Annotated in this window: 31 protein-coding genes and 1 CRISPR repeat array; of the genes, 13 read left to right on the top strand and 18 right to left on the bottom strand. The window is 41.0% G+C overall.

Annotated features, from left to right (window positions below; genetic code table 11):
• Positions 1-8 precede the first annotated feature (8 nt).
• Positions 9-593, top strand: a complete 585-nt coding sequence (locus FFM84_RS01865) for a TMEM175 family protein (RefSeq protein WP_130843690.1) — start codon at positions 9-11, stop codon at positions 591-593.
• Positions 594-631: 38 nt separating this feature from the next.
• On the opposite strand, the gene FFM84_RS01860 is transcribed toward FFM84_RS01865, so the two are convergent.
• Together FFM84_RS01860 and FFM84_RS01855 are read right to left on the bottom strand one after the other, a co-directional pair.
• The gene (locus FFM84_RS01860) at positions 632-1192 is read right to left on the bottom strand and encodes an NAD(P)H-dependent oxidoreductase (protein ID WP_130843691.1); all 561 of its coding nucleotides are present in this window, start codon (positions 1190-1192) and stop codon (positions 632-634) included.
• Between the two features lie 33 nt (positions 1193-1225).
• Positions 1226-2920 (bottom strand): MFS transporter, encoded by a 1695-nt coding sequence (locus FFM84_RS01855; RefSeq protein ID WP_130843692.1) that lies wholly within the window; start codon positions 2918-2920, stop codon positions 1226-1228.
• Between the two features lie 93 nt (positions 2921-3013).
• Between FFM84_RS01855 and FFM84_RS01850 the strand changes: the two genes are divergently transcribed.
• On the top strand, positions 3014-3577 hold the full coding sequence (locus FFM84_RS01850; protein ID WP_130843693.1) for a TetR/AcrR family transcriptional regulator: 564 nt from the start codon (positions 3014-3016) through the stop codon (positions 3575-3577).
• A 46-nt stretch (positions 3578-3623) separates the two neighbouring features.
• Positions 3624-4517: a ribonuclease H family protein gene (locus FFM84_RS01845; RefSeq protein WP_130843694.1), complete on the top strand. Its 894-nt coding sequence runs from the start codon at positions 3624-3626 to the stop codon at positions 4515-4517.
• Positions 4518-4593: 76 nt separating this feature from the next.
• On the opposite strand, the gene FFM84_RS01840 is transcribed toward FFM84_RS01845, so the two are convergent.
• Positions 4594-5595: an NADP-dependent oxidoreductase gene (locus tag FFM84_RS01840; protein WP_130843695.1), complete on the bottom strand. Its 1002-nt coding sequence runs from the start codon at positions 5593-5595 to the stop codon at positions 4594-4596.
• A gap of 160 nt (positions 5596-5755) precedes the next feature.
• Between FFM84_RS01840 and FFM84_RS01835 the strand changes: the two genes are divergently transcribed.
• Positions 5756-6298: a TetR/AcrR family transcriptional regulator gene (locus FFM84_RS01835; protein ID WP_130843696.1), complete on the top strand. Its 543-nt coding sequence runs from the start codon at positions 5756-5758 to the stop codon at positions 6296-6298.
• Positions 6299-6513: 215 nt separating this feature from the next.
• Positions 6514-6907: direct repeats of the CRISPR family, unit length 28 nt; unit sequence GGATCATCCCTACATGCGTGGGGAATAC.
• A 249-nt stretch (positions 6908-7156) separates the two neighbouring features.
• On the opposite strand, the gene FFM84_RS01830 is transcribed toward FFM84_RS01835, so the two are convergent.
• Positions 7157-8038 (bottom strand): LysR family transcriptional regulator, encoded by an 882-nt coding sequence (locus FFM84_RS01830; RefSeq protein ID WP_130843697.1) that lies wholly within the window; start codon positions 8036-8038, stop codon positions 7157-7159.
• Positions 8039-8187: 149 nt separating this feature from the next.
• Between FFM84_RS01830 and FFM84_RS01825 the strand changes: the two genes are divergently transcribed.
• Complete coding sequence (locus FFM84_RS01825; protein ID WP_130843698.1) at positions 8188-8388, top strand: hypothetical protein; 201 nt, start codon at positions 8188-8190, stop codon at positions 8386-8388.
• Positions 8388-9251, top strand: coding sequence for an aldo/keto reductase (locus FFM84_RS01820; RefSeq protein WP_130843699.1), 864 nt, complete (start codon positions 8388-8390; stop codon positions 9249-9251). The genes FFM84_RS01825 and FFM84_RS01820 overlap by 1 nt, the downstream gene beginning before the upstream one ends.
• A gap of 590 nt (positions 9252-9841) precedes the next feature.
• Here the strand turns inward: FFM84_RS01820 and FFM84_RS01815 are convergent.
• The 5 genes from FFM84_RS01815 to FFM84_RS01795 all read right to left on the bottom strand — a co-directional run bounded on the left by FFM84_RS01815 (position 9842) and on the right by FFM84_RS01795 (position 12656).
• Entirely contained in the window at positions 9842-10300 is a 459-nt protein-coding gene (locus FFM84_RS01815; protein WP_130843700.1) for a hypothetical protein, read from the bottom strand.
• Positions 10275-10796 carry a hypothetical protein gene (locus FFM84_RS01810; protein ID WP_130843701.1) on the bottom strand — a complete coding sequence of 174 codons (522 nt, stop codon included), beginning with the start codon at positions 10794-10796 and terminating at the stop codon, positions 10275-10277. The genes FFM84_RS01815 and FFM84_RS01810 overlap by 26 nt, the downstream gene beginning before the upstream one ends.
• Before the next feature lie 63 nt (positions 10797-10859).
• Positions 10860-11348, bottom strand: coding sequence for a hypothetical protein (locus tag FFM84_RS01805; RefSeq protein ID WP_130843702.1), 489 nt, complete (start codon positions 11346-11348; stop codon positions 10860-10862).
• Positions 11349-11763: 415 nt separating this feature from the next.
• Entirely contained in the window at positions 11764-12210 is a 447-nt protein-coding gene (locus tag FFM84_RS01800; protein WP_130843703.1) for a DUF3021 domain-containing protein, read from the bottom strand.
• Complete coding sequence (locus FFM84_RS01795) at positions 12207-12656, bottom strand: LytTR family DNA-binding domain-containing protein (RefSeq protein WP_165444382.1); 450 nt, start codon at positions 12654-12656, stop codon at positions 12207-12209. Before FFM84_RS01795 ends, FFM84_RS01800 begins: the two co-directional genes overlap by 4 nt.
• Before the next feature lie 205 nt (positions 12657-12861).
• On the opposite strand from FFM84_RS01795, the gene FFM84_RS01790 reads away from it, so the two are divergent.
• Together FFM84_RS01790 and FFM84_RS01785 are read left to right on the top strand one after the other, a co-directional pair.
• On the top strand, positions 12862-13257 hold the full coding sequence (locus tag FFM84_RS01790) for a hypothetical protein (protein WP_130843705.1): 396 nt from the start codon (positions 12862-12864) through the stop codon (positions 13255-13257).
• Between the two features lie 15 nt (positions 13258-13272).
• On the top strand, positions 13273-13776 hold the full coding sequence (locus FFM84_RS01785; protein ID WP_130843706.1) for a hypothetical protein: 504 nt from the start codon (positions 13273-13275) through the stop codon (positions 13774-13776).
• 53 nt (positions 13777-13829) lie between these two features.
• Here the strand turns inward: FFM84_RS01785 and FFM84_RS01780 are convergent, their stop codons facing one another.
• Together FFM84_RS01780 and FFM84_RS01775 are read right to left on the bottom strand one after the other, a co-directional pair.
• The gene (locus FFM84_RS01780) at positions 13830-14477 is read right to left on the bottom strand and encodes a CPBP family intramembrane glutamic endopeptidase (protein WP_130857026.1); all 648 of its coding nucleotides are present in this window, start codon (positions 14475-14477) and stop codon (positions 13830-13832) included.
• Positions 14478-14682: 205 nt separating this feature from the next.
• Positions 14683-15021, bottom strand: coding sequence for a winged helix-turn-helix transcriptional regulator (locus FFM84_RS01775; RefSeq protein WP_130843708.1), 339 nt, complete (start codon positions 15019-15021; stop codon positions 14683-14685).
• Positions 15022-15158: 137 nt separating this feature from the next.
• On the opposite strand from FFM84_RS01775, the gene FFM84_RS01770 reads away from it, so the two are divergent.
• Positions 15159-15884 (top strand): SDR family oxidoreductase, encoded by a 726-nt coding sequence (locus FFM84_RS01770; protein ID WP_130843709.1) that lies wholly within the window; start codon positions 15159-15161, stop codon positions 15882-15884.
• A 115-nt stretch (positions 15885-15999) separates the two neighbouring features.
• On the opposite strand, the gene FFM84_RS01765 is transcribed toward FFM84_RS01770, so the two are convergent.
• The 4 genes from FFM84_RS01765 to FFM84_RS01750 all read right to left on the bottom strand — a co-directional run bounded on the left by FFM84_RS01765 (position 16000) and on the right by FFM84_RS01750 (position 18583).
• Positions 16000-16494, bottom strand: a complete 495-nt coding sequence (locus tag FFM84_RS01765) for a hypothetical protein (protein WP_130843710.1) — start codon at positions 16492-16494, stop codon at positions 16000-16002.
• Positions 16495-16714: 220 nt separating this feature from the next.
• On the bottom strand, positions 16715-17392 hold the full coding sequence (locus FFM84_RS01760; protein ID WP_130843711.1) for an ATP-binding cassette domain-containing protein: 678 nt from the start codon (positions 17390-17392) through the stop codon (positions 16715-16717).
• A complete protein-coding gene (locus FFM84_RS01755) occupies positions 17392-18144 on the bottom strand; it encodes a hypothetical protein (RefSeq protein WP_130843712.1) in 753 nt (250 codons plus the stop codon). Before FFM84_RS01755 ends, FFM84_RS01760 begins: the two co-directional genes overlap by 1 nt.
• Before the next feature lie 100 nt (positions 18145-18244).
• Positions 18245-18583, bottom strand: a complete 339-nt coding sequence (locus FFM84_RS01750; protein ID WP_130843713.1) for a DUF1648 domain-containing protein — start codon at positions 18581-18583, stop codon at positions 18245-18247.
• 761 nt (positions 18584-19344) lie between these two features.
• Here FFM84_RS01750 and FFM84_RS01745 point away from each other — a divergent pair.
• From FFM84_RS01745 to FFM84_RS01735, 3 genes are all read left to right on the top strand, one after another.
• On the top strand, positions 19345-20529 hold the full coding sequence (locus FFM84_RS01745) for a hypothetical protein (protein ID WP_130843714.1): 1185 nt from the start codon (positions 19345-19347) through the stop codon (positions 20527-20529).
• 113 nt (positions 20530-20642) lie between these two features.
• On the top strand, positions 20643-21749 hold the full coding sequence (locus FFM84_RS01740; RefSeq protein ID WP_130843715.1) for a hypothetical protein: 1107 nt from the start codon (positions 20643-20645) through the stop codon (positions 21747-21749).
• Positions 21750-21760: 11 nt separating this feature from the next.
• On the top strand, positions 21761-22279 hold the full coding sequence (locus tag FFM84_RS01735; protein ID WP_130843716.1) for a hypothetical protein: 519 nt from the start codon (positions 21761-21763) through the stop codon (positions 22277-22279).
• Positions 22280-23110: 831 nt separating this feature from the next.
• On the opposite strand, the gene FFM84_RS01725 is transcribed toward FFM84_RS01735, so the two are convergent.
• The 3 genes from FFM84_RS01725 to FFM84_RS01715 all read right to left on the bottom strand — a co-directional run bounded on the left by FFM84_RS01725 (position 23111) and on the right by FFM84_RS01715 (position 25645).
• On the bottom strand, positions 23111-24019 hold the full coding sequence (locus tag FFM84_RS01725; RefSeq protein WP_137643802.1) for a DMT family transporter: 909 nt from the start codon (positions 24017-24019) through the stop codon (positions 23111-23113).
• A 68-nt stretch (positions 24020-24087) separates the two neighbouring features.
• Positions 24088-24558, bottom strand: coding sequence for a GNAT family N-acetyltransferase (locus FFM84_RS01720; RefSeq protein WP_130843904.1), 471 nt, complete (start codon positions 24556-24558; stop codon positions 24088-24090).
• Positions 24551-25645: a S66 family peptidase gene (locus FFM84_RS01715; RefSeq protein ID WP_130843718.1), complete on the bottom strand. Its 1095-nt coding sequence runs from the start codon at positions 25643-25645 to the stop codon at positions 24551-24553. The genes FFM84_RS01720 and FFM84_RS01715 overlap by 8 nt, the downstream gene beginning before the upstream one ends.
• 149 nt (positions 25646-25794) lie before the next feature.
• Between FFM84_RS01715 and FFM84_RS01710 the strand changes: the two genes are divergently transcribed.
• Positions 25795-26472 carry a TetR/AcrR family transcriptional regulator gene (locus FFM84_RS01710; protein ID WP_130843719.1) on the top strand — a complete coding sequence of 226 codons (678 nt, stop codon included), beginning with the start codon at positions 25795-25797 and terminating at the stop codon, positions 26470-26472.
• Positions 26473-26486 lie beyond the last annotated feature (14 nt).

Here is a 26486-nt window from a genome sequence, read left to right as displayed (position 1 = left end):
GTGATGACATGTTCAAAAACTCTCGAGAGCGGTTTATGGCCTTTAGCGATGGGGTCTTTGCGGTAATTCTGACCGTTTTAGTTTTAGAAATTCGCCTGCCTAAAGGCGATCAATTATTATCGACAAGTTGGCTGACCTTTGCTTATGCCATTTTGATTTACATTGCGGGATTTTCACTGGTTTCGACATATTGGTTTTTTCATCAAAAGTTGTTCAGTCATGTGCAACACATTAATGGCAAATTGATTGTCTTAAATTTCTACTTTCTTTTCTTCATTTCACTAATGCCAGTCCTCACACAACTCATTGCGATGGACCCGCTATCTAAGTTTCGCAGTTTCATTTATGGATTAGTTTACTTCATCTTTAATATTTATCTTTGGTGGTTATTTCAAGTCGTTGATCGAATGCTTCGTCAAACACAAACTTGGTCGGATGCGGCGCTTACCGAAACCAATCGCCAAATCAAAGTTGTTCGTAACACCGTCATCGTTGGGGTCATTGCTTGTTTTAGTGCCTTGATTTGGGCACCACTAACGCCACTTATTTTGGCGCTAAGCCCACTGATTCGTGACTTAGTTAAAGCCCACTAAAAAAGTTTGGGACTGTGATCCCAAACTTTTATTGACACCTATAGATTTCCTAAAAATCGTGTTCGTTTAGCTTTAGATTGATGCTTAATATTGCCAAAATTGTGCCAGCTAACAGTCTTGATACCAACTTGTTTTAATGTCGACTTGATAAAAACTTTTTGAATGGCATTGCCCGTAACCCATTTTAAATACCAAGTTGGTGACTTCGAGGTGGTGAGAATCCGTACTGACTGGATATTCGTCAATAACCCTTGAACCCCATGTTTAGCATCGACATACGCAAAATTAACGGTCATTACCTTGTCCATGAATCCTTTAATGATCCCCGGAACATCATTCCACCAGATTGGAAAGATAAATTCCAAGGTATCGGCACTTTTAATCGCCTGCTGATAAATTTTCACTTGCGGATCATCGGCTTTGCCCTGACTAAATAGCTTCAATCCAGTTGCCGAAAATGTGGCATCAAACTGATCAGCGTATAAATCTAAAACTTGATATGGCCTGCCAGTTTCATTTAAACGCGTCAACTCACGTTGTAAAATTGCGTGATTGAAACTCTTTTCATACGGATGCGCATAAATAATCACAGTTTTCATAGCGAAGCCCCCACTTCTTTAATCCCCTAATTGTTACGCTAAATAATCTGATCGACGTTCAAAATATAGCGTACAACCTAGCATCAACCAAGCCAGTGGCATTGCCAACCGATACGGCCACATAAACGCCCAATCTAGCTCTGAACGCGTTTTGACTTTAACATGATGCACCACCTTTTTAATTTGGCGATTATCGTGTGCAACCGTTTGGGTCACTTTTTGTTGAACCTGCTGATAAACCTGATGTTGGACCGCTACCGGTGCGTGCTGTAACTGTTGCTTTTTGACCACTGCTTGATAGTTTGTTTTAACCAAACGTTTGGTCTTGGCCGCACTAATACCTTGTGTTGAAGCGGTCGTCGATGGCTCCGCCTGCTTCAATCGAGTTTTAACGGTCGCTAGTGTATCGGTTTTAGCCTGAGCGGACATGCTCAAGCTTGCGACTTGGTCCTGGGTCGACTGCCAAATATGTTGTTTAGCTGTCACTAAGTTCGTTGACAACGCTGAAACGAAGATCGCCACCGCTAGTGACGTCCCAATTTGACGAAAGACCCCAATCACACTTTGTGAGGCGGTTAATAGCTTGCCAGTTAATTTGCCGGCTGCTAACACGGTAATTGGACCAATCACAATGCCATAGCCCATTCCAACTAGGACAAAAACAATGACCAATTGCCAATACGCTCGTGGATTCAAAATGCTCAACCAACCATAACCACACGCAATCGCTAACGAGCCACTAAAAATTACTAATCGCGGTCCTAATTTGGCTAGTAGAAACCCACTAAGCGGTGAAAAAATAAAGATCATCAAGGACGTTGGCGTAATCATTAGCGCTGCCATCAGCTCACTTTTACCCATGACCCGGGTAAAATAACTCGGCATGAGGACCATGATCGCCACCATGAAAACCCCCGCAATCACGGTCACAATCGCGGAACCAGTAAATTGACGGTCCTTAAACAAAGCTAGTGGTACCATTGGTTGATCAACATGCGCTTCGGCAAATAGAAAGGCGTCTAAGGCCACGATACTGGTCACTGCCAAACCGATAATTGCGCCACTAGTCCAGCCCCAATCATCGCCTTTAACCAATGCTAAGGTTAAGCTAAAGAGCATTGTCATCGATAATAGACTGCCCCAAAGATCCAATCGTTCACCAACTGGTCGCTGATGTTGCCAACTCAATAACCGTAAGCATAAGATAAACGCTAAAATGACAAATGGTACATTGATTAAGAAAATCCCGCGCCAACCGAAGAACTGTGTCACCGCACCACCGATTGTCGGTCCGAGCGCAGCAGCTAACCCTTGCGTGGCACCTAAAATAGCGATTGCACTCGTTCGTTTTTCCGGTGCCACACTTTGAATGCCAATCGTCATACTGGCTGGAAAGACGATCGCCGCGCCTAAGCTTTGTAGGCCACGACCAGCAATCAACCAGCCGACATTAGCGGCCAAACCAGAACTGAGTGATCCAATTAAAAATAAGCTTAATCCGACTAGGTATAGTCGGCTACGACCATAAATATCTGCCAAGCGGCCTAGTGGAATCGTTAAACTGGCAAATAAAATCGTGTAGACATTTAATGCCCATGATAGTTGCGTTAAACTAGTTGATAGCCCGGTTTGCATTACGGGTAAAGCGATATTCATGACGGTCGTATCTAATAAGCATAAGAAGATCCCAATCGCCATGGTCAAGACAATTCTCATTGAGTGGTTCATATTGTTGCCCCCTCTTAAGTGTTGACCATAGTTTACGAGTAGACAAAAACAAAATAAATGTTTAGGTTACAAAAAGAGGAGATGTTGTTAACCATGAGTCCCCAAGAACGCAAACAGCAAAAGCTAGTCGCCATCTATCAAGTTTTGCTGCAACTGATGTCTCAAAAACCGATGGCCGACATTGGGATTACTGAGCTTTGTCAGCAAGCCGACGTGTCACGAACCTACTTCTATCGGAATTATGGAAATTTTGAAAAAATCATTCTGATGTATCAAGAACAACTCATGTTGAAATATTTGCGGCGACTACCACTAACGGCTAAAAGTGACATGGCAGATCTCATGACACGGTACTTTGAAGTGATCAAGCATGACGCTGATACTAATCGCCTACTCATTCAAAATGGGCAGGTCATGATTGTCTTTCAAACGTTTCAATCAGTCTTTCAAATTTTGATGCAACATGATCGTATTAGTCATCCCGCTCGTAACACCATTATCAATGAGCCTTACTATGTGGAATACCTTTCCGGCGCCGTCGTTAATGTTGCGATTACCTGGCTTAATAAAGGGATGATTGAATCGCCACAGTATCTTGGTAAGCTGATTGAACGATTATCTAAAACGCAGCCCGCAATGATGCCCACACCCGAATAGTACGGTATAATATACTAGATTATTTTGATGAGAAAGTGAGTTTATTATGCCTAAAACAAAATTCTATGCCGTTCGTGCTGGCTATCATCCCGGCATTTATACTACCTGGGCAGAATGTCAAAAACAAACGAGTGGTTATGGCGGTGCCCAATTCAAGAGTTTTCCAACTCGGGCCGAAGCCGAAGCATTTATGCAAGGCAGTACGACTAAACCTGCCCGTAAGACCCCTTCAAAATCCGGTGCCACGACAAAATCGGCCCCCGCACGTCACGCTGATATTACCGTCTATACCGATGGCGGTAACCGCAATACTGGTAACGTTCAAGGTGGGCAAGTCAAGCCAACCGATAAGTCCGCTTGGGCTTATCAGATTATCTTGCCTGATGAAACCTTAACCGACACGGGTGGTGAATGGGGCGCGACTAACAATCGCATGGAAGTCATGGCATTAATTCAAGCGTTGGATCGCCTCACCCTTTTGGATAAAACCGAAGCTGACATTGTTGTGATTACCGATTCAAAATACGTTTTAAATCCGATTCAGCAAAACTGGCTGAACGGCTGGCAACGACGTGGCTGGCGACGAGCTAATGGTGAATTAGTGAACGCTGAACTTTGGAAAATCGTTTATCAGCAACTTAAAAACTTTAGCCATTTAGATTTTCAATGGGTCAAAGGTCATGCTAATACTGATGGTAACGTCCTCGTTGACCATTTATTGAACCAGACGATGGATGCAATGAAACCGGGTCAACCAGTGGCCGAACATAAAACGGTAGCTAAATCGACTAAGTCAGTATCCACCACCAAAGTCTCACCAACCGAATCAAAACCAACTTCTGAACACACAGAACAAGGACATTTATCGCAACCAGGACAAAAAGATCAATCAATCGCTGCCATGGAAAGCATTGTAGCTGATTGGAAAAACGAGCGTTAAATTCACGTCAAAAGCAGATGATTGTATAATGCAATCATCTGCTTTTTGTATACTTGTATTCTTTTTTCGTCATCAATTAGAAACGAATAATCACTTTACCTTTAGGATGACCGCTCCCAACTAAATCTAACGCTGCATTTATATCTTTAAGTTTAAAGACGGTTGGCTCAATTGCTGGGACTAATTGCTTGCCAGTAACAATATCCGTTACTGACCGTAATTGTTCGCCATCACTACGGACAAACATAAACCGATAATGCTTATTCTGCTGTTGCGCCTGTCGATCAAGTTTGCGACCAACCAGACTAAATAATCCCCTTTTCCAAGCCGAAAATTGATGATCTTGAGCGAACTGGCGATTAGGACCCGCTTTAAGTGATAGCACCGTACCACCAGCCTTCAAAGTGGCCAATTCATGCGGCAGTTCAGCAGCGCCTAACGTATCGATCACATTATCGACAGCTTGCACCTGTTCCCAATAATTCGTCTTGCGGTAATCGAAATATTGATCAGCACCTAAGGCTTTCGCGTTGGCTTCGCCACGGGCGTTGCCACTGACCAAAACAGTTAATCCCATTTGCTTAGCTATCGGAATCGCCAATTGACCAAATGAGCCCGAACCGCCGGGAATAAGGACCGATTCCCCTGCTTTAGCTTTGAGTTCTTCATGTAACGCTTGATAGGCTGTTAATCCAGTCAAGGGCACCGCCGCTGCTTGCGCAAAATCTAAGTGAGCTGGCATCAACGCTACCGCCGCTTGGTCAATCGTCACGTATTCCGCAAAAGCGCCAATCTTGGTTAAGGGCAGTCGTGTATAAACGCGATCACCAGCTTGAAATTGGGTGACTGCTGAACCAACCGCGGTCACAACACCGGCCAATTCATTGCCCATCGTAACTGGTCGTTTGTAATCTTGGATTAAGCGCACACTCCCCGTCCCAATTAAACGGTCTAACGGATTGACGGCTGCTGCCTTAACTTGAACTAAAATTTCATGGCACTGTGGTTCTGGCATCGGAATATCATTGACTACTAATTTGAATTGACGATCGTACTTTAATAATTGCGCTGCTTGCATCGGCGATAACTCCTCTAAAATCATTTGGTAACATTTTATTGTTTTTGTAACTTTTGCTAGTTTAAAATATAATGTTACAAAAATCAAATTATGTCACTTAGTAAAATTAGATATGATAAACTATTAGTATTCATTAATAATTTAACTGGAGTGAACACACATGCCATCAACGACTCGCCGCGCAATTATTACCACCGCTGAAAGCTTAATTCAACAAACCGGCAAAGCCGATGTTACCTTATCACAAATCGCCACCGCTTTAGGCATGACCCACGCCGCGCTTTATAAGCATTTCCGCAATAAGCAGGCCCTATGGGAAGCCGTTGCCACACGCTGGTTTCAACGTGAAATTTTAGATGCATTACCGATCTATACCAGTGGAAGCACTCACGAACAGCTACATACTTGGCTGTGGGCGTTAGTAAATGCCAAAAAACGTACTTACCAAAATAATCCCCAAATGTTTGCGCTCAATACCCAGTATCTCGATAATAATCCGGCTGCCTTGCGACGGGTTTTACAACCAGCCTATCAAAATGTCGATATTTTATTGGCTTATCACGACGCACATTATGAACGCGCCGAAGCCGTTATCGCCGCATTTGCCATTTTTATGTTACCGACATTTAAAGAAACTTGGCTAGATGATGATTATCAAGATCGATTTGAACGAACTTGGCAGTTGATTGAACCGGGATTATAAAATATAAACTAGCTAAATTGTAATTAGGCAGCAAAAATAGTGACTTCTTCTTACTGATGAAGAAATCACTATTTTTTAATTTATAATTGATGTTTTCAGAACTGTTGTGCTTATTTCTTAGTCCTCAAGACTTAATTTTAAACATGCTGTTTTATCTTTAATTCAACCCATACGTGTGTGGCGTGGCAGCATAGTAGTTAGGGCTTCTTAAAATGGGATCATCCCTACATGCGTGAGGAATATTAGTGTGAATCTATTGGCAAAAATTTCTGTTCGGGATCATCCCTACGTACGTGGGGAATACTCATGCTTAATAACACAATCAAGCATCGCCCAAGGATCATCCCTACATACGTGGGGAATACTTTTTGATGGTAATCCTGATATGGGAATTGCTGGGATCATCCCTACATGCGTGGGGAATACTCGTGGCTACCATCAACGCTTAGGCCGTGCCAGGGATCATCCCTACATGCGTGGGGAATACCAAGCACGGACACCGGTGAACCCGGTACGTGTAGGATCATCCCTACATGCGTGGGGAATACGGCGGCAGTTTGCCGTTAAAATCATGCCGGCCGGGATCATCCCTACATGCGTGGGGAATACACTAAACAAACGCCGTTATACCAGCATTCTATTTTTCAAAAAAGTCGAAATTACATCACTTTGCATCCAAACAATCGTCCTAATGTATCTAGTATAAGATACCTATGCAGCTTTATCTATTACCTAGATCCGTCAAATAAATTTTTACCGGTTGTCCAACTATCAATTCTGTGGGTCGCATTTTGCAAGTCCCCACTTTTCCGTACCTATCCTCTACTACCTATAAGCAATTAAGATTGTTATATTATTTTAGAAAGTCAATTGATGACGTAATTGCTTCAAAAAAAGATTGTTGGCCGGTGTCATAACTTGATACTTTTTCCATACCAAATAAAGGCTGGTTTCCACCTTTGGCATCAATGGTCGAAAACAAAGATTAGGGTTGCCGGTCGTATTAATTAAATGACTGAATGTAAACGCATAGCCCATGCCACGCTCAATCATCATAGCCGGACTATTGATTAAGTTAAACGTAGCCACAATATTTAATTCATGTGGGTTGATCCCTAACCAACCTGATAAAACGTTGCCATCTAACATTTGTCGTGAACCCAAGATGGGCTTATCTCGCATATCCGCTGGTTCAACGACCTTTTTTTGTGCTAAAGGACTATCACGTTGCATTAAAACGCCCCAAGTATCCTTCACTGGTAACCGTAAATAATCGTATTTTTGTAGGTCAACCGGTTCAACTAAAATCCCAAAATCAACTAACCCAGTATCTAAGCGCTCGGCCACCTCAATGGTACTACCAGAAAAAATGTGAAATTTGATTTGCGAATGTTGTTTTTGTATGTCAACCATAACGTCCGCTAGTAAGCGAATCGCTGGTGTTTCCGCAGCCGCCAAATAGACATCACCGGTGACGTCATTGTCAAAATTAATCAAATCATTGGATGTGCGATCAACTAAGTCAACAATTTCTTGAGCCCGTTTACGCAGAAACATCCCTTCATCAGTTAAGGTTATCTTACGACTGCCACGATTAATCAACTGTTTCCCAATATCATCCTCAAATGCGGCTAGTTGACGAGACAAGTTTGATTGCGACGTATGTAAACTCTCCGCCGCTCTCGTAATATTTTGCTCTTGCGCAACTGCTAGAAAGTATTTCAATATGCGTACATCCATAAAGGTGTCTCCCATTTCAAACTTATTTAGGTTTAGTCTATCACGTTGTAATATGAATAAAAAGCATGGTAATCCATGAAAAACAAGTGTTGGTAATGAATCAAGAACGATTTTATAATTGATTTATCAAATGCGATGGAGGGATAGTGATGCTTACAGTTCAAGCGTTAAGTGATACCGGTATGTCTTTAGCAGTGGTCAAAAAGCTGATGGCATCATCAAAGCCACAACAGCAAATCCAACTTAATGACTATCGAAAACATTTACTGAGCACCATCCATCAGTCACAGCAACAACTTTATTGCGTGGACTTTTTAATTCGACAATTACAAGAAAGGAACGATGATTAATGATTTTAAATGAAACTTATACGTTAGCAAATGGAGTTAAACTGCCTAAACTTGGTTATGGGACTTGGATGGTTGAGGATGCAGACGCGCCGGCCAAAGTGCAAGCAGCGATTGAGATTGGTTATCGCCATATTGATACTGCCCAAGGCTACGGTAATGAACACGGTGTTGGTGAAGCAATTCGAAATAGTCGTATTGCCCGTGAGAACTTATTCGTGACTACCAAATTAGATGCGCGTTTTAAAGACTATAATGGTGCCAAGGCTGCCATTGATGACTCCTTGCAAAAGTCTGGCCTAGATTATTTTGACATGATGCTTATTCATAGTCCTGAACCATGGGACGATTTTCGAAGTGGTAATCACTATTTTGAAGGTAATCTTGAAGCTTGGCGGGCCATGGAAGAAGCTTACAAAGCTGGTAAATTACGTGCGATTGGCGTATCTAACTTTGAACAAGTTGACTTAGATAACTTAATCGAAAATGCCACAGTGATGCCAATGGTTAATCAGATATTGGCACATATTGGTAATACACCATTTGACTTAATCGAGTACGCGCAAAGTAAGAACATCTTGGTCGAAGCTTATTCGCCCGTTGCTCATGGTGCCATGATGAACTCACAAGAAATTGTTGCGATGGCTGAAAAATATCGAGTCAGCGTACCCCAGCTAGCAATCAAGTATTGTTTACAATTAAACTTGGTTCCACTCCCTAAAGCCAGCAGTGTTGCACATATGAAGAATAACACAGAAATGGATTTTGATATTAGTGCTGCTGATATGACCATATTAAAAGCAATCAAAATGGATGACTATGGTAAGAATAGTGTATTCCCCGTATACAGTGGTAAAAAAGACTAATTTTAATTAATCAGTTAAAAGACGGCGAAAGAACACGGATCAATCTCATGACCCGTGTCCTTTCGCTTAAACAAACTAATAATCGTCCCTACGTTCATAGGGAACACTGAGCTAGGAACACAAACCTGGCTCTTTTTTTAGGATCATCTCTACGTACGTGGGGAATACGCCTTAAATAAAGTTAACCAGTAATTTTACGATGGTCTCATCCCTACATGCGTGGGAATACACTAAACAAATGCCGCCATACCGGTATTCCATTTTTCCAAAAACCCGAATTTACATCACTTTGCACTCAAGCAAACCGCCTTGATGTACTTAGTATAAAATACCAATACACTTTTATCCATGCTTAGTTGTAATCACCTTACTGATTTCTAACCTAATGTTTTAGTAACCTAAGTTCCCTCTTCATCGCTTGGAACTTACCACATAAAAACCGCCAACGATATAAATAAGACATGTGATCATTGATTGTATCAATGATAATTATATTCAAGCAGTCCCAGCTAATTCATTTTTCAAAAAAGAAGACTAAGCGGTCAAAAGAATCACCATTTAGTCTTCTACATTTAATTAATAACACTGATCTAAAACTTCAGTTCGTAAGTAACTGTCGCATGAGCTTTCTTTTGCAATTCAGTTGGCATACCATTAAAGTGACGTACACTCACATTCACAAAATAACTGTTTGTTTCGGCATGTGACCCTAAATCCGTAATTAAGCTAAAGACTTTCAACCGTTCTTGATACTCACCAAATCCAGGCAAAACATCAATCACAGTATCAGCCGGCAAATTTGTACGATCATTCATTTGAAATAGTTGTGTCAAGAAAGAATTGCCTTTCAGCAACTCGGCTGACAAGCCAGTAACCCATTCCTGATAAGTAACACATATCGCTAGCCAGATTTGATCCTCAAAGTCCGATTTTTCGTCAACATCATCCAATGAAATAAGGATATCTTGCATTTCAAACTTCAATTTTTTTATCGTATTTAATCGAACCGTTGCTTTGATATAATCAAAATAGAATTTTTTTGTCGCCATCGTAAAACACCTTTCGATCTGGGACACTATAAAATTTATAGTGTCTAATGAATTTATACTTTGATAAAAGTTTATCTTCATCAACATCGTAAACAACATGGCCCTTAATAGTTACGAATTCACTTTCGAGTTCGCCAAGATTATATTTTTTTCGATTAATCATATTAAAAGTCGCCATAAAAGTATTATCCTCGCTTACAACAATACTGTCTAGTTCAGCTTTTCCTTGAATAACATCCTCATAAGAGGAACCAAAGTAAACCCCTGGGACCTCATTATTGTCATCCTCGTCGAATTCTATATTTAAACTTTCATCCCAATTATCATAAACGGTTCGAACTGCTTCCCAAAGCGATTCTGCTTCAAGATCCGACTTCATGGGGCCATCAGCCATATATTGACAGAATACTTGTTTGAATTCAAGATCAAGTGCTAACTCATTATAGTAACGAACCTTGGCATATAAATAATCAAACACATAAGTAATATTCGTCATCAAGAGCGCATTCCTTTCACTTATTTACAAATAGCTGAAATATAAGTAATCGACCGATTGTTTTTAAACTTTCAGCCGATTATCCGGTTTTGCCGTCTCACCATCAATACCCAAAAATTCATATTTGATTTTTCCATATTGAACTGTTTCTTCAAAAAAACTTTCTGCTTCAGTTCCACTTGAAAAAGTTACATCAGTAGTTATAAACTCGCTCTCCGTGTAGCCAGAATTATGGCTTTTGTTAGCAACAATATTATAAGCAATTTTAAGATTGCTTTGAGGGTGCTGCTCAAAAGTATCAATTGTTGCATCATGATCCTTTATGTCATTATAATCAAAACTAAAAAAGCCACGAATCTTTTCCTCATTTTGTGACCAATCATCAAATATGGTTCCAATTGCAGATAAAAGTAATTGCTCTTTTTTCTCGAATGTTTTTGGAGACACATCAGAAATGAATATAGTTTCATTTTTGAAGCTTAATTTCAAGACGATTTGGTTATCATATCTGACTATAGCACACATTTCCTTTATAACAACGGTAGCTTTCATCTTAAAATATAATCTCTTTCTTATTTCATTATCACATAAGCAGCCAACGGACTGGAAGATGTCTCATTAGCTATTGGTTTCGCTCTTTTCAGTCTTTTTAGCCTTCGCAAAAAATTATTTTGCGTTGAGTCTCCTCTACGTATGCGGGACATACCTGATGCCGCAATATCCAAACATTATCCCTACGTGCGTGGGGAATACTAAATTGCGTTTTGAACTTGAAATCTTTACCGAAAGGATCATCCCTACGCATGTGGGGAATACTAAGCAAACGCTGCCATACCGGCATTCCATTTCTCCAAAAACCCGAATTTACATCACTTTGCACTTAAGCAACTGGTCCCGATGTCCTTAGTATAAAATACCAATACGCTTTTATCCATGCTTAGTTGCAATCACCCTGCCGATTTCTGCTTTAGTGTTTCAATAACCGATTCAACCGCCGAATTTCACGTTTAGTCGCTTGAAACTCACTACTCCAAATCGCAACGTAAACCGCAATAAAAATCAGTGTATATATTCCGATCCACCCCAAATTCAAGGGGAACCAGCCGCAAAGAATCGCTAGTGGTGTAAACGTCACATAGGTCACAAGCAAATGAATAACTGTTTGTTTGGTGATACTCCACTGTTCCTGATCAAAAATTAATCCACCAAACCCAAACACTAGCCCAATCAGGGCCCACAAGCCAGTTGAGACCGTAGCGGCGGTTAAACTATTATTGAAGCTGTCAACAAACCCCGGCCGTGACGCATAAAACGATGAGCTTCCAAACAACCACGAAAAAATCAGTGCCATCAAATAACCGACAACAATCCCAATCCCCGCACCATTAAAGCCAATTTTTAAATAACGTTTCATTTTAAAAACTCCTTTCGCAATCGTTGTGTATATCGCCGCGATGCATAAGTTGTCGTGCCATCGGTCAAGTTAACTTGATACGTCCCCGTCTTCGTCAAACTAAAATTTTTAATACTGGCAATCCGAACGATTTCAGCCTGCGAAATTTGTAAAAATAAAGTTACTGGCAATAGTTGGACAACTTGATATAACGGCTGATGGAGTTCATACGGTTCATCCTCATCGACTACTTCACAATAAAGCTTTTTATTCGCGCTATAACACCGTTTGATTAAATAACTGGGAATTCGTTTAACTCGTTGCTGACGATAACCAACTAATGTTACCGCTTCGGTCGCTTGGGCTACCGTTGTCGTTAGCGCTTCTAGTTGTGCGTCTTGGCGCGGCGCTTGAATCGTTATCAACGGTTCAACAAGTTTGGCAATAATTTCAGTCACAATCCGCATTGTTCCAGCCCCCATTTCCTTTTGATAAGTTAAAAATACGCGTTTTATTGACGGAACACCAGCTCATTTGGACAAACGGTCGGTTTTAACAACTATCTGGTTGATTAGTTCACCATTCATAAGGAAAACGACTGGCTACAGTGCCATTGCTTATGCCATCAACTTTTTTATAATGAACTTATGACTAACTTTGGAGGGATTCATGATGAACTCATTACATCGATTCATTTTAGGCACGGCAGCCATAACGGGATTGGTACTCCTGATGCCTAACACCACTACTACACAACCGGTGCAAGCCGCAACTTGGCATCACGGCACACCAAAAGCAATCCGCGGCGATTGGCAACGTGGTGACAGCAAACTCACGATCACATCAAAGACGTTTACTCAAGATCGTCTCGGTTGGGCAACGACTAGGCTAACTAAAATTCGTTATCAAAAAGTAAATGCGACGACCTATAAACTCAAAGGAACCTATCATAATGGCAATTTGACTACTAAAAGCCAACACATGAAATTTGTAAAAAAAGGTTCACAGTTAAAATTCAAGTATAGTTGGGCCAGTCGTTTTCAGTATCTTGGTTGGTATCAACATTAGAAAGGAGCCTTCATTATGAAAAAATCACTTAAATTGATTGTCGCCACCTTAGCTATCGGTAACTTGATGGGCGCAGTCCTTGTAACAACTGCTCAAGCCAGCTCCACGACTACTCCCAAAAGTTTACGCGGCACTTGGTACGATTACACAGGCAGCCATCGATATTCAGTCACCAAGATTACCGCCCATACTGTTTCACGATACGAGTTAAAACCAAATGGAAAGACCACAGCCAAGCAAATTTATTCATCTGGTAACAGTGGTCGCTATAAATTACGTGTTGCTAAACTACGCCAAGATTACGGTGGTTCCGTTTATCTACTCAATAAAGGTGCCGCAAGCTATCAGCAACTCCCACTAATGTGGATCAGTCATCGCACGATTCACGGCAAACGCTATCGTATTTTGAAAAATTACACGAATGGTGCCTTTTTCAGCGTTTATACTAAACACAAGCTCACCCATAGTGGTGACTATCAATATACTGGGACAAACTACATGCACGCCATTGGCAAATAAAACAAAACTCCGAACCACCATGCCAGTGTGTTCGGAGTTTTGTTTTATCCCAATTAGTTAGTAACGAAATGCGTCATTAACCGCCAATTTTTCAGTTCTTTACCCTCGAGGACAACTAGTCCCAAGCCAATATAAATGCCTAAAAATAGTATCGCTGAAAGAGCTGACGTTAAAAATGTCGTCGGTTGATAATTCACGTTTTGAGTCATGGTCCCCAAATAATCAACAGAGAAGTGCAAGCAAATCGGTATCAGCAGATTTCCCGTACGTACATATGCCGCACAAAATAAAAAGCTCATCCCAAAAACTTCGATCATCTGCACAATGGTCAGTTGCAGGCTTTGAGAATCCAAATTAGTTAGGTGTACCAGGCTAAAAAGTAAACTAGTCATTAACATACACTTGATAATGCCGCTAACTCGCCGCTCGTTCGGTTTTAACCGGCTAAGCAGATGTCCAAAAATAACACCCCGAAACCAATACTCTTCCGAAATTGCCGCACAACTCCCAATAACCAGACTGTCCCTCAAACTGCCATGACTATTAACTGTCGCACACAACAAAATGACGGCCATTACAACTAACAAAACAATTGAATTCTTACCTAATTTCGTTGTCAAAAATATCCGTTGCTTTAACATTAACGCATTCATGATGATGCCAAAACTTAATTCCAACACCTTAAATAAAAGAATCGACAACCAATCAGCCTTAACACTATCTAATCAAAGGACTTGCTACAAAATTATCAAAAACCAACAGACTCGCCCAAAAGACAATGGTCGACTGTTGTAACCTAACTAACTTCCCCATAAGTTCCCCCACCTACACTAACTATTACATTTTTAATCAAAAGCATTAATTTAAATATACTTTTAAACAAAAGTTATGCAAGCCGAATTTTAATTAGTCAGTTTCATCACACAATGTTTCCACCATCTCACTACGATCAACATGGGCGAGTCCCCAATCACAAATCGTATCCAACACGGGAATCATCGTTTGCCCACGATCTGTTAACTGATATTCCACGTGTAAAGGTTGTTCATGGAAATCTCGCCGAACGACCAAATCATCGGCCACTAATTGCTGTAGTTGTTCCGCTAACATTTTATGTGTAATCGCCAAATTACGCTGCAACCCATTAAACCGGGCATGCGGATCGTCAACGAGTTCGTATAAAATCCGAATCTTCCATTTTCCCCGAATCAGTTGCATCGTTGCGTCAAATTCATTGGCATACATGCCATGACATCACCTTTCAAACCCAGTCACCCAAAAGTGCGTACTAGGCAAAATCTTTTGACAGCATATAATAGTTAAACGAAGTCGTCAATCGATTTGAAATTAAATAGTTAATAATCAAAGGAGTTTTTACATTTATGAAATCATTAATTGTGATCACCGGTGCTAGTTCTGGTTTTGGGGCCGCCATGGCAAAACTGTTCAACGCCAACGACTACCCATTGTTGTTATTAGGCCGTCGTGTTGAAAAGATCGAAGCCCTCAATTTAACAGGTGACGTGATGATCAAAAAAGCCGATGTTACCGATCAAGTACAATTAGGAAGTGCGATTAAGGCTGCTGAAGCCAAGTACGGTCCAACTGACTTATTGATTAACAATGCCGGTTTGATGTTACTCGGTAACGTTTGGCAACAATCTCCAACCGAATGGCAAACGATGCTTGATACTAACGTGATGGGTGTCCTAAATGGGATGCAATTGGTCTTACCACAAATGACTGAACGTCATCATGGCACGATCATTAACATCTCATCCATCGCCGGATACAAAGCATTCCAAAACCATGCCGCTTACGTTGCCAGCAAATTTGGCGTTCATGGGTTAAGTGAAACCGTGCGCCAAGAAGTCGCTGACAAGCAAGTTCGGGTGATGTTAGTTGCTCCAGGTGCCGCTGAAACTGAATTATTGACTCATGTCACCGATGACCATGCCTTAACCGAATATGAAGCTTGGAAAGAAACCATGGGTGGCATCACGTTAGATCCAAAACACGTTGCTGAAACCGTGAAATTCATGTACGAAATGCCACAAGAAGTTAACATTCGCGAAGTCGACATTGCGGCGACGCGCCAAGATAGCTAGTAAAACCTTAATTCGCCATCTAAAAAAGCCGGTGCTCACACACCGACTTTTTTAGCTTTACATAAATTCATACGTTCCCACATTGACCAATTCGACGCAAAAGCTGATTCTATTATTAGTCCCTTTTGTCAAATCGATACGGCGTTTTACTTAAGTGTATCAACGTGTACGCATCCATCTTTTCAGCGATTAATTTAGCAGAATCCTTACTTACTAGACCACACAACCCTTTTTGATGGACATCATCATAACCAATAGATCTAAACATGTGATCTCGATCAATGATAAATTGTTCCCTTTCGTCTGGATAAAGAGACATCAGCATTGGTCCCTCTATCTTCATATCCAGATCTTCGTCTATATCTTCAGTACTAATATCAGGTGATGCATAGACCATGGCGGTCGCCCCACCTGGTATTTTAAATTGTTTATAAAATGCATCATCTACGTCCATTGGCATATTTTCATTGACCTCAACATAAGCAACATAAAAATACTCAGCTATCTCATTATAGCCCATTTCTTGGTGTAGCCCTAAAAAAGCTGCCTGATCATTCTTTACGCGCCGAAGAAAATAACGCCGCCCAGATTCAGTAACATAAATCTCCATATAAAACTTTCTCCTACCATTATATTTGATAGCGATTCATTACCTAACAACACTCGCTAGTTTTTGCTTATGTCCAGTAATTAATGTTACGTAATTATTGTCCAAAATTCAACAGTCTTTTCTGTGTTTATCGTCCCAATAAGACATCGCACAAACACTAAGTGCTTTTCAATCTAAAAGTCCCAGCTAATTTCTTAAAAAGTTAGCTGGGACTTTTATGTTAAACGGTTTGAAAATTTTGTAAAAATTCAGCTTCATTGGCCGCATCAGCAAAGGTTGTCTGGTCCCAACCCTGTTTAATCTGCCGATCCGCTAACCAAAAGACACGATATTGGTCAAAAGCTTCAATATCACGCACATCATGCGTAATTATTAAGTAAGTCCGTTGTGGATGAGCTTTAATCACTTTAAATAAAGTCGCGACGTGTTGTCGATCAATAAATGCCGTTGGTTCATCTAACACGACCAAATCACGATCAACTTGTAAGAATAGTAACAATTGAACTAGTTTCTGTTGACCACCAGATAAATCACTGTAGTGCTTCTCCCAAATGGGGGTTAAAAACGCCAATGTTGGGGTATCAACTAATGCTTCCAAATCGTTTAACGTTAATTTGACGCGGCCTGTCGCAACGCCTAAAACTAACGCCGCCACATCACACACTCGAATGGCTGGTAACATTGGTAATTTTTGATTCAAATACAGTGTTGATAGCTTGGGTGTCAGCTCCCCGGTCACCGGACGCAACCCTAATAAAATATCGGCTAACGTCGTTTTACCGGCGCCATTTTGACCGATTAAAAAGTTCACTTGGTGTTCAGGCAAATTCAAATTTAAATTCTCAAAAAATGGTGTCTTTGCTCTTGGAAAGGTGTAACTAACTGATTTTAATTGCATTAGAGACCCTCCGTTGGCAGTAGTTTCAAGTGCCGGTAACTGATAACGCCGACTAGGCCTAAAGCGATAAACGCGGCCAGATATGCTGGCAAAAAGTGACCCCAGTTGCCATTAATCAATAAGTTGAAACAATTTAACACGAGATAAACTGGATTCAACACATTTAAAGCCAAGTTTGCTACCGAAAAGTTAAACAAGTTGGCTACTGCCGAAAACCCAACCATCACGATAATAAGTATGCTGTTCACCACCGCATTTAGTGTTTTGTAACGAACTGGTAAACTTAATAACGGTAAACAATAACCCAGGATTGGCAGTGTTGTTAACGCTAGCACGCCCCACAATCGCAAAATTAAGCCAACTATCGATAGTTGAAATACAATGCCACAAGCGATCCCAACAAGGCCTAAAATGACAACTAATTGACCCAAACAAACTAACAGCTTGCTGACAATAAAAACCGTTGGGTTCACAACTAGTGACGCATATTGTTTGAGATAGCCTTGTTCACGTAGCATCGCGATATCTGCCATCACCATTAATAAATTAGAAAAGATAATCCAGGCAATAAAGGCCATCACATTGCTCATAAAGCCTGACAATGTCAATGGCTTGAAAAATAGTGCATGCATATTCAATACCATAAACACTAGTGGTAAAGCCACTGTGTATAGTAATAACCCCAAATTATCCCACGCCACTTTAAAAAAGTAGCGGGTATACAACCACACTTGTACCCAATATTTTGACATCCCCGTCGCCTCTAATTATCATCATTAATTCATTTTCTTATTTAGTTTTAATTATAAAGATAACTTGTAAGTCTCGTCAACGTCTTTTTAGCCAGTACCCTTAATGAACCCAGCCGATCTGTTGAAGCATGATGCCAACAGTGATAATCACAATGACAAATATGCCCCCAATTCCTTTACTTTCAAACGGCGTTAATAGATTAACCGTCCCCATACCATTGCTTCTCCGTTGTCGTCGACTAGTGCCAATCGAAATTTCAACCAGAACGACGACAATTACTGGCATTAGTAGTAACCACCACCGACTCCCCCTGCCATCAGCAGTTCCTAGACCATTAAAATGTGTCACGATTTTGGTCGGCGTTTGACTGATGAACCACAAACTGATCAATATTAGACCGATGCTCATACTCCGTGTGATAATTTTAAATTTGCGCATATCCCCATCTCCTCGCTATTTATTTTTGCGCTTAGTATATAACGTTTGTTACTGAATGCCTGCATATTTGCGTGTCCAGGTAAAGTGACTCATCAAACTAAACAAGCAGTCGTTAATAATCATTTTTTGATTACTAACGACTGCTTGTTTTATCTTGGCAATATTAAATTTGGTCTATTTGTCCCTACATGCGTGGGGAATATCAGTATCTTCAAATGCAATTGAACGCTAGACTATTATGATTGAAGCCAAGAAGTCTAGTGTTTTCAGCAATTATAGAATCGAGATATGACACGACATGATGATAACCAACGTCCGTTGGATTTAGATAACACCGGCCGGAATTTTCAGTAATGATATATTGTTAGATCGCAGTAATTTTGAAACTGACGAAAAATTTCGACAATACATGGCCTTAAGCCCAAATGCAAAGCAAGTGGAGACTATCTTGCCGAGAGATGCAATTGAAAATTCTGGACGGGCCACGTGCAGAACCAATCAACTGGGGCATTCAGGTTGGCCGAATTCAGTACGTCGATAACGCGAAAATATCTTCTTATTTAACCATCAAGTAGTATTTCTACAACTTTTAACATTGCTTCTTTACTCTATAACTTGCAAAACAATTACCATTTATATTTTGCTTTTTTACGTTTTTAAAATAATTAAGTCAATATGCTAATAAATATTTAATGTTTCATAATTCAATCAACCCGTTTATAGTCCTATGCCAACAAGGATAAACCTAGGGGGGAATCATTATGAAACATAGAAATAGACGCAATAGATACTTGCCAATAACGGGGATCGTTATTTTTAGTTTTGGAGGCTTGTTGCTGGTTAATTCAACCACTGCATCTGCCGATACGAATACCGCGGCCACTGCAATTAAGAACACCCCATCAACCACACCAGCTAAACCACAGACACCGAATAGTGCATTCTTGGCTGATAATACTCCGTCCAGTGCGTCAGTTGCAAAAACACCTGCTCCTACTTCAGCCAGTTCGATTACACCGCACTCTACCACGTCTAGTACTGCCAATAAATCTAGCATTTCAGCGGCAGCGACCACTACTGCTTCAAAAATCCGAGTTTCCGGTACTTCAAATAGTACTTCTTCGAATATTGATAAACCAAGTAATTCCACTGCACCTACTAGCGCAGCAACTTCAAATCAATCTGCTACCGGCAAAGTAAAACCAAATAATCGAATCAGTTCAATTCAGTCATTTTCTGCTGCTACACCACTTCAATCAAGTGCCACTTCATCAACACCCTCAACAGATACTAAAGATAATTTAACAATGCAAGTATCAAACGTGCCCACTGGTGTTTATTACGATACAAACAATAATGTAGTCCCTACTCATGCATTTATCAATGGAGCGCGTTTGTATGCACCACAGGACCTACCGTCAAATACAGTTTGGTCAATTAAACAAATCGCAACCGATCAGGATGGCACCACATTTTACAACCTGGGTGACAACGAGTGGGTCCCTGGATCAACTAGCAACGCCTTTGATTTTGATAATACAACTCAGGTTAATTCGAACTTTCAACCATTAACTCCTGTCAGCAATATGCTTAAAAATACGCCGATAGTTTTGTCCACTCCGATCACATTTCATTTACACTTCAACACTCCAAACCACTATCCAATATTTGATATACAATCAGAAAAGTTTTTAACTAATTATGCTGGCCCACTGGATTTTAAAACCAATACCTACTATGTTGCAAGTAACAACATAACCTGGTTAAAGTATGCCCCCAATGAATGGTTTGATCTTTCTGGGGATGCTGACAACAACCCTATGATGCTAACATCGGCATTATCAACTACTTCTCAGGGTTTTCAAGAAATGATCAGTGGGCTGCAAGGTGCCAATGCTGCAGTTGATTCAATCAATAATACATTAGCAAGCACTCATCAACCTTAAACAAGGACATCAGTAGTACAGATCCCCACGATCCGGGCATTATTCAAATAATAAAAACTATTCAAGCCGGTGTCGATCAAGCAAATATTGGCACTGACCAAATGAATACCGGCATGACAGAAGTGATTGCGTCAATTAGAGTTATTAACTCCTCCATTTCAAGTATAAATCAAGAATTGAAAACAGCTCAAATTGGCTTCAGCGAAATAAATCAAGCATTAAATGGCTCAAAAGGGGTAATTCATACAGTTCAAGATATGACATCTTCTATCCAAATAGCAAATACTGGCGTTCAAGAAATGTTGGCTGGACAATCAAAGATGGCACAAGCCTTTACAAAAATGAATGCAGGAAGCCTTTTGGTTAACGATAGCCTTTCAAGCCAAATTACTGCGATTTCTGAGGCTAACACAGCCCTAAGTGAAATGACCGAATCCAACGCATCTAACATGGCCGCGCTCGATAAATTTAATTCGGAAATGCATAATTTGAATGTCGGAGCTATTGAATACGCGGCGGCTAGCACCTATTCACCTAGCTCAACAACTTCTTCAACAACTGGCTTTCAGAACGCTATTTCCAGCTTATCTAACCTCTTTAACGCCAATAGTAATCAGTTTGTGGTCTTCCCAATTAGTGATGCCACCAAACAAAAATTTGAGCAATCAATGAATACTAGCGCTCAACTTTTAAACGCGCTTTCCTTCTTCACTCATGGTACAGTAGAAGTTGTTGGCGGCGCTGCGGCTGGCATTACCGGCATCGCTGGTGTAATGAGTGGTGGTGCGCTCGTAACACTTGATACAGGCGGCGTTGGCATTTTAGCACTACCTGGCACCGTAGTCTTAGCCGGTGGCGCCATTGTTGCCGCATCAGGCGCTACGATCGCGTCCGGGCTTGCTGATATATCTCAAGGCATTCAAGTGGCACAGTTTCATAACGGCGATCGCCCTGAAAGCCGTACGTATGGACAAGTTCAAGGGAAATACAATGGAAAAAATGTTACTTATCGTGTTGATGCCGAACCTCAAGGTAAGAAACTTCAAGTACAGATAAATGGAAACAAGAGCTTTGACGCCCGTTTAAACGCCGATGAGATTCATAGTATTCAGGATGCGATTAATAAAATGCCTGACAAATTAGTAAAAAACCTAACATCTGGTAATTTACAAACCTTAGCTAAGTACATTTATAAAGCTGCGCAAAGCTTAAACAGTTAGGAGAGAGCTAATTGAAAACATTTATTAAAATTAAAAATAGTGAATTACACGATGACTACCACCAACTGGCCAAAAAAGTTTGGGGAATCGACATTTCCGACTTTTGGGTGAGCCATATGGGCGCAAACGAAGAATTGCATGCATTATCTGACTTTGCCTTTACTATCTTTCCATCAGATTTCGATAAAGAGTGGAATAAGGTTAAAGGACACTGGGATGCAGCATACATCTATATTCATGAAACTCACGAAACAAATGTAATCGTCGTATATTCAGAATTTGACCCCGAATTACCATTCAACCAAAAGGCTTTCTATAACTTAGTTGCTCATTTAGCCAAGAAACTCGATGGCGTAATTAGCGAAGATGATCAGAAAACTTGGATCACCCTAGCCGACTTCAATCAGGAACATCATCAGATTATGTCAGCCGATTTTAACAAACTGTTGGCTGAAAGTATTGAAATCGGTAAAATTACTGATCCAGTCGATGAACCTGACTTTGATAAACTCTCCTATGATATATATTAGATGTAAATAAACTAAGGAGATTTTAAAAATGAAACTAGCCGATATTGCTCATAACTTAGCCCATGTCATTAGAGACCGTAGCAGTGACGCTCCATACAACATGGTTGTTAAATTTACAGCCGCTGACTCAAATGGTAAACCGGCCTAGGGATGTCTTAATAGATATGCCTGACCACTTACACTATAACCATGACAAGCTTTGACAAACAGTGTATGGATCTTGGCTCAGACTTTTTAGGTAGAACATGTGACGACGACTTGGATGAGCTGGATACACTAATAACCAATGTTAATGAATTAGTAACCAATGATCCCGACAACGATACAGTTTTAGCATAGTATATTAAATATATAACTTGTTGAAACTCGACAGTCAGCTACAATAATGAATAAAAACAACTCAATATGCCTACTACCCGATTAAGGACTAAGTGTATGTATTTAAATCTTGCACAGACGCTACTTGGAAAATCACAGATACTAAAGAAGACCGAAATTCCGGTCTTTTTTATATACGCTATTAATGTATAACGAAAGAAAGTATTCAATTATGGGATCATCCCTACATGCGTGGGGAATACTCAAGTAGCTCGCTTAGTTTGATCTGTTCTTCAGGATCATCCCTACATGCGTGGGGAATACGTATAACCCCAGCGACATTGACATTGACCCATAGGATCATCCCTACATGCGTGGGGAATACACTAAACAAACGCCGCTACACCGGCATTTCAATTTTCGAAAAAGTCCAATTTACATCACTTTGAACTCGGTTCGTTCAACGCTCAACAATTCACCCTAAAATTAGGATACCATATTTTCCAGTACAATCTATACTTTAAATCGGTGCCCCTTGACTAAATATCGCGCGAAAACGCCACGCAAATCAAACTGCGTAATAACCGTCGCCAAAATCACTAAACTGCCACCAATGACCAAATGCAATGTTGGCCTTTCAACTTGAAATAAGACTGAAATCAAACTGGCAAACAGTGATTCTGTTATCAAAATAAGCCCCGCCGTTACCGTATCCGTATAGCGTTGACTGATCATCTGCAACACCTGTGCCGCAAACGTCGCGACAACGCCTAAGTACACTACTGGCCCCGCTGCAGCTAACCAATTAATTTGTGGCAATTTGTGGATATTTAAGGTCAACGTGTAACCAACTCCGAGCAAAGCCTGGACAAAGCCGAGTTGAAACGCAATCACTTCCGGTCGAGCATGTTTAGTCGCATAGCCATAGTAAGTCATTTGAAATGCAAAACCGATCGCGGTTAAAATCGTCAGCCAATCACCAAAATGTAATCGCAGCCCATGCGTCAACACACCGGTTAGAATTAACATCCCACTCATGCATAAAATAAGTGCTAAATATATTTTTAGTGGCGGGACTTTTTTGAAAAAGAGCCACCCAATAAATGGTAATAAAATCACATAAGTGGACGTAATAAATGAACAATTACTTGGTGTCGTTGACTCTAAACCGGTTGATTGTAACTGCACGACAACAAAATTAAAAGCCGCACAAATAGCGCCAATCTTAAATTCCGACCAGGTCATCGTCTTCACGATTTTATGAAAAAAGAGATATACCAGTAACGCTGAAATGGCCCCGCGCAACGTGTTAATCACTGCTGGCGGCATTCGAGCAGCAATTACCATTTTAATAAACGTATAACTTGACCCCCACATGAGGGCAACTAACAACAAATTTCGATTGGCGCGACTTGGCGTCATCTTGACCACCTGACTTCCATTCACAATGTTTCCAGCATAGGCGTCCGATTCGCAAAAAGCAATGCGACCTAGTTAAATTTCTCCAACCGAATCAAGTGCTCCGCATCTGGCGTTGTAATGCCGTCCTTATACTGGTAGCCCATTTTGAGATAGAATGGCACGCCCGTCACCGAGGCTGGAATTTCAATCCGCCGGGCACGAGTGAAATACGAGTCATGTTCCAATATCTGAATCAGTCTGCGTCCCAGTCCTTGACCCTGATAATCAGGATCAACAAAAATATCAAACAAACTACTTTCATCGAGCCGACCCCAAAACGACCCGATTGCACCGGTTGCAATAATCTGATCCTGATCAACCAAAACGTAAAAATGTGTCATTTTAGCTTTTTGTAAACACCAAGTTGGCGTCATTAAAGATTTCTCTTGATCAAGATAGGCTTGCGAATAATCGGCGCGATTACTAATTTGTAACGTTCGCGCAATTAATTGCGACACCGCAGTGGCATCATTTACTTGAAAACGACGACTTTTAATCATCAACTGTCACCGTCCCTTTGAAAAAGGATTCTTGAATCGTGAACGATGCTGCATCAAAGTCGATGGTCGCGGTAACACCGTATGGCAATGCGGTTCGTGGATAAGCATGGCCGAAGTTTGCATTATACAAAATCGGCGTTTTAAAGGGTTTAGTTGCTGCCAAAAGTAGCGGTTTATAGGCGTTATAATACTGTTCATCTTGTGGTTTTCCCATGACAATCGCCACAACGGCACCTAAAATACCCACCCGTTTTAATTGTGCCAACATCCCAGCAAATTTCTCCGGCGTTGGACATTCATTACTCGTTTCGATAAATAAAATTTTGTCTTGCCAGTCGCTTGCCGGTGGCACCAACTGATATTTTTTGGCAATCGTTGCCTCATCAGGATACCGATTCGTCGTCAGCAAGTCATCAAAACTGTCAATACAGCCACCTAGTAACCGCCCAGTAACTTGGCCTTGTCCTCGCAGGACTTCATAATGATATTGTTCGGCATGACACACACGTGGCTGATTCAGTGCTGCCACACTAAATTCGGTTCGTTCCTCATACCAAGCCTCGCTGCTAACAATAGCCGTGGTCGCCGGATTCTGAAAATAATGGGCCCATGTTTGCGCGGTATATGGCAACATGTTCCCCTCTAATTCTGCCAGATCATTTAAAAAGTTAGGTCCATAGAATGTCTGTAAACCCAGTCGATAAAACATCAGATGATTAATTGTTGTATCCGAAAAGCCGGTCACTAACTTGGGATGTTGTTGAACCGCTTGAACAAATTCTGGATCATCCAGTAAATATGGTGCCAATCGATACGTGTCATCACCACCGATTGCCGCTACAATCCCCTTAATTTGCGGATCTAAAAAAGCCGCTTTTAAATCAGCTGCCCGAGCTTCCGGATGTTGCTTGAGATAAGTTAGGCCACGTAAGGCATATGGCATGGTCACTGGTTGTAATCCCAACGCCATCAGCCGGTGCACACCACGTACCAACTGATGTTGACTACTAGGTTCACCTAATACCCCGCTTGATAAACTCACAATGGCCACTTGATCGCCACGTTTTAACATTGCTGGTTTTTGCATCACATCGCCCGCTCTCATTTTTCTAATCATTTTATCATTATTCATATCACCTGACTACCCAATCTTTCGTTTACTTTCCGAATCAAGAATGAATCGTTCATTCTAATTTCATCAGCGCGTATACTTAGCTTTCGAAATGAGGTGAGTACATGCAAACACAACTAAAATTAACGCGCATCTTAGCTAGTGCGCAGGCCCAATTCATCGTTCCAGGCTTTGCGGACACTAAAATGGTCAACATCGCTAAAGCGGCCGATGTCGCAGTCGGCACCCTTTATACCCTCGTTAAAAGTAAATCTGAACTGCTAACGCTTTTGTTTGCGACCACGCTAGATCCAACAATCACCACGCAACCACTACAGCTGCCATGGCGACCATTAACGAATGCAGAATTAGTTGCCCAAACCAAACAAGCCTATCAGACGGCAACCCAATCTTTATTGACCAACATCCAGACGTCACCCGTTGATAACCAATTTGACGCTTTAGTCACTGAGTTATTTACCACATTTGATCGCTTCGGAGCCTACTTCTTAACTTTGGAGCGCAACCCACAAATGAATCCGGAACTAATGACGTTGTATCGGCATTATCGTCAACAGTTGTATCACACAATATCACGTATTTTAGGACAATTATCAGCTAAAAATGTGATTCGACCTTTACCCAATCCGACAGCCGATGCTTTTATCATTATCGATGAAATCTTCTGGTGGTCGGCACATAAGCAATACGATTCTTTTGAACGTGCGGCAACCACGGTTGATCAGAATCAAATTAAAGCGGCCGTGATTCAACAACTTTTAGCCGGATACCAGCGACATTAAATTTTTTTGCAGCT

Source organism: Lactiplantibacillus mudanjiangensis, assembly GCF_005405385.1.
In the GTDB taxonomy this organism is placed as follows: Bacteria; Bacillota; Bacilli; order Lactobacillales; family Lactobacillaceae; genus Lactiplantibacillus; species Lactiplantibacillus mudanjiangensis.
Note: the sequence above shows the minus strand (reverse complement) of the source record. Positions and strands in the feature narration are given on the sequence as shown.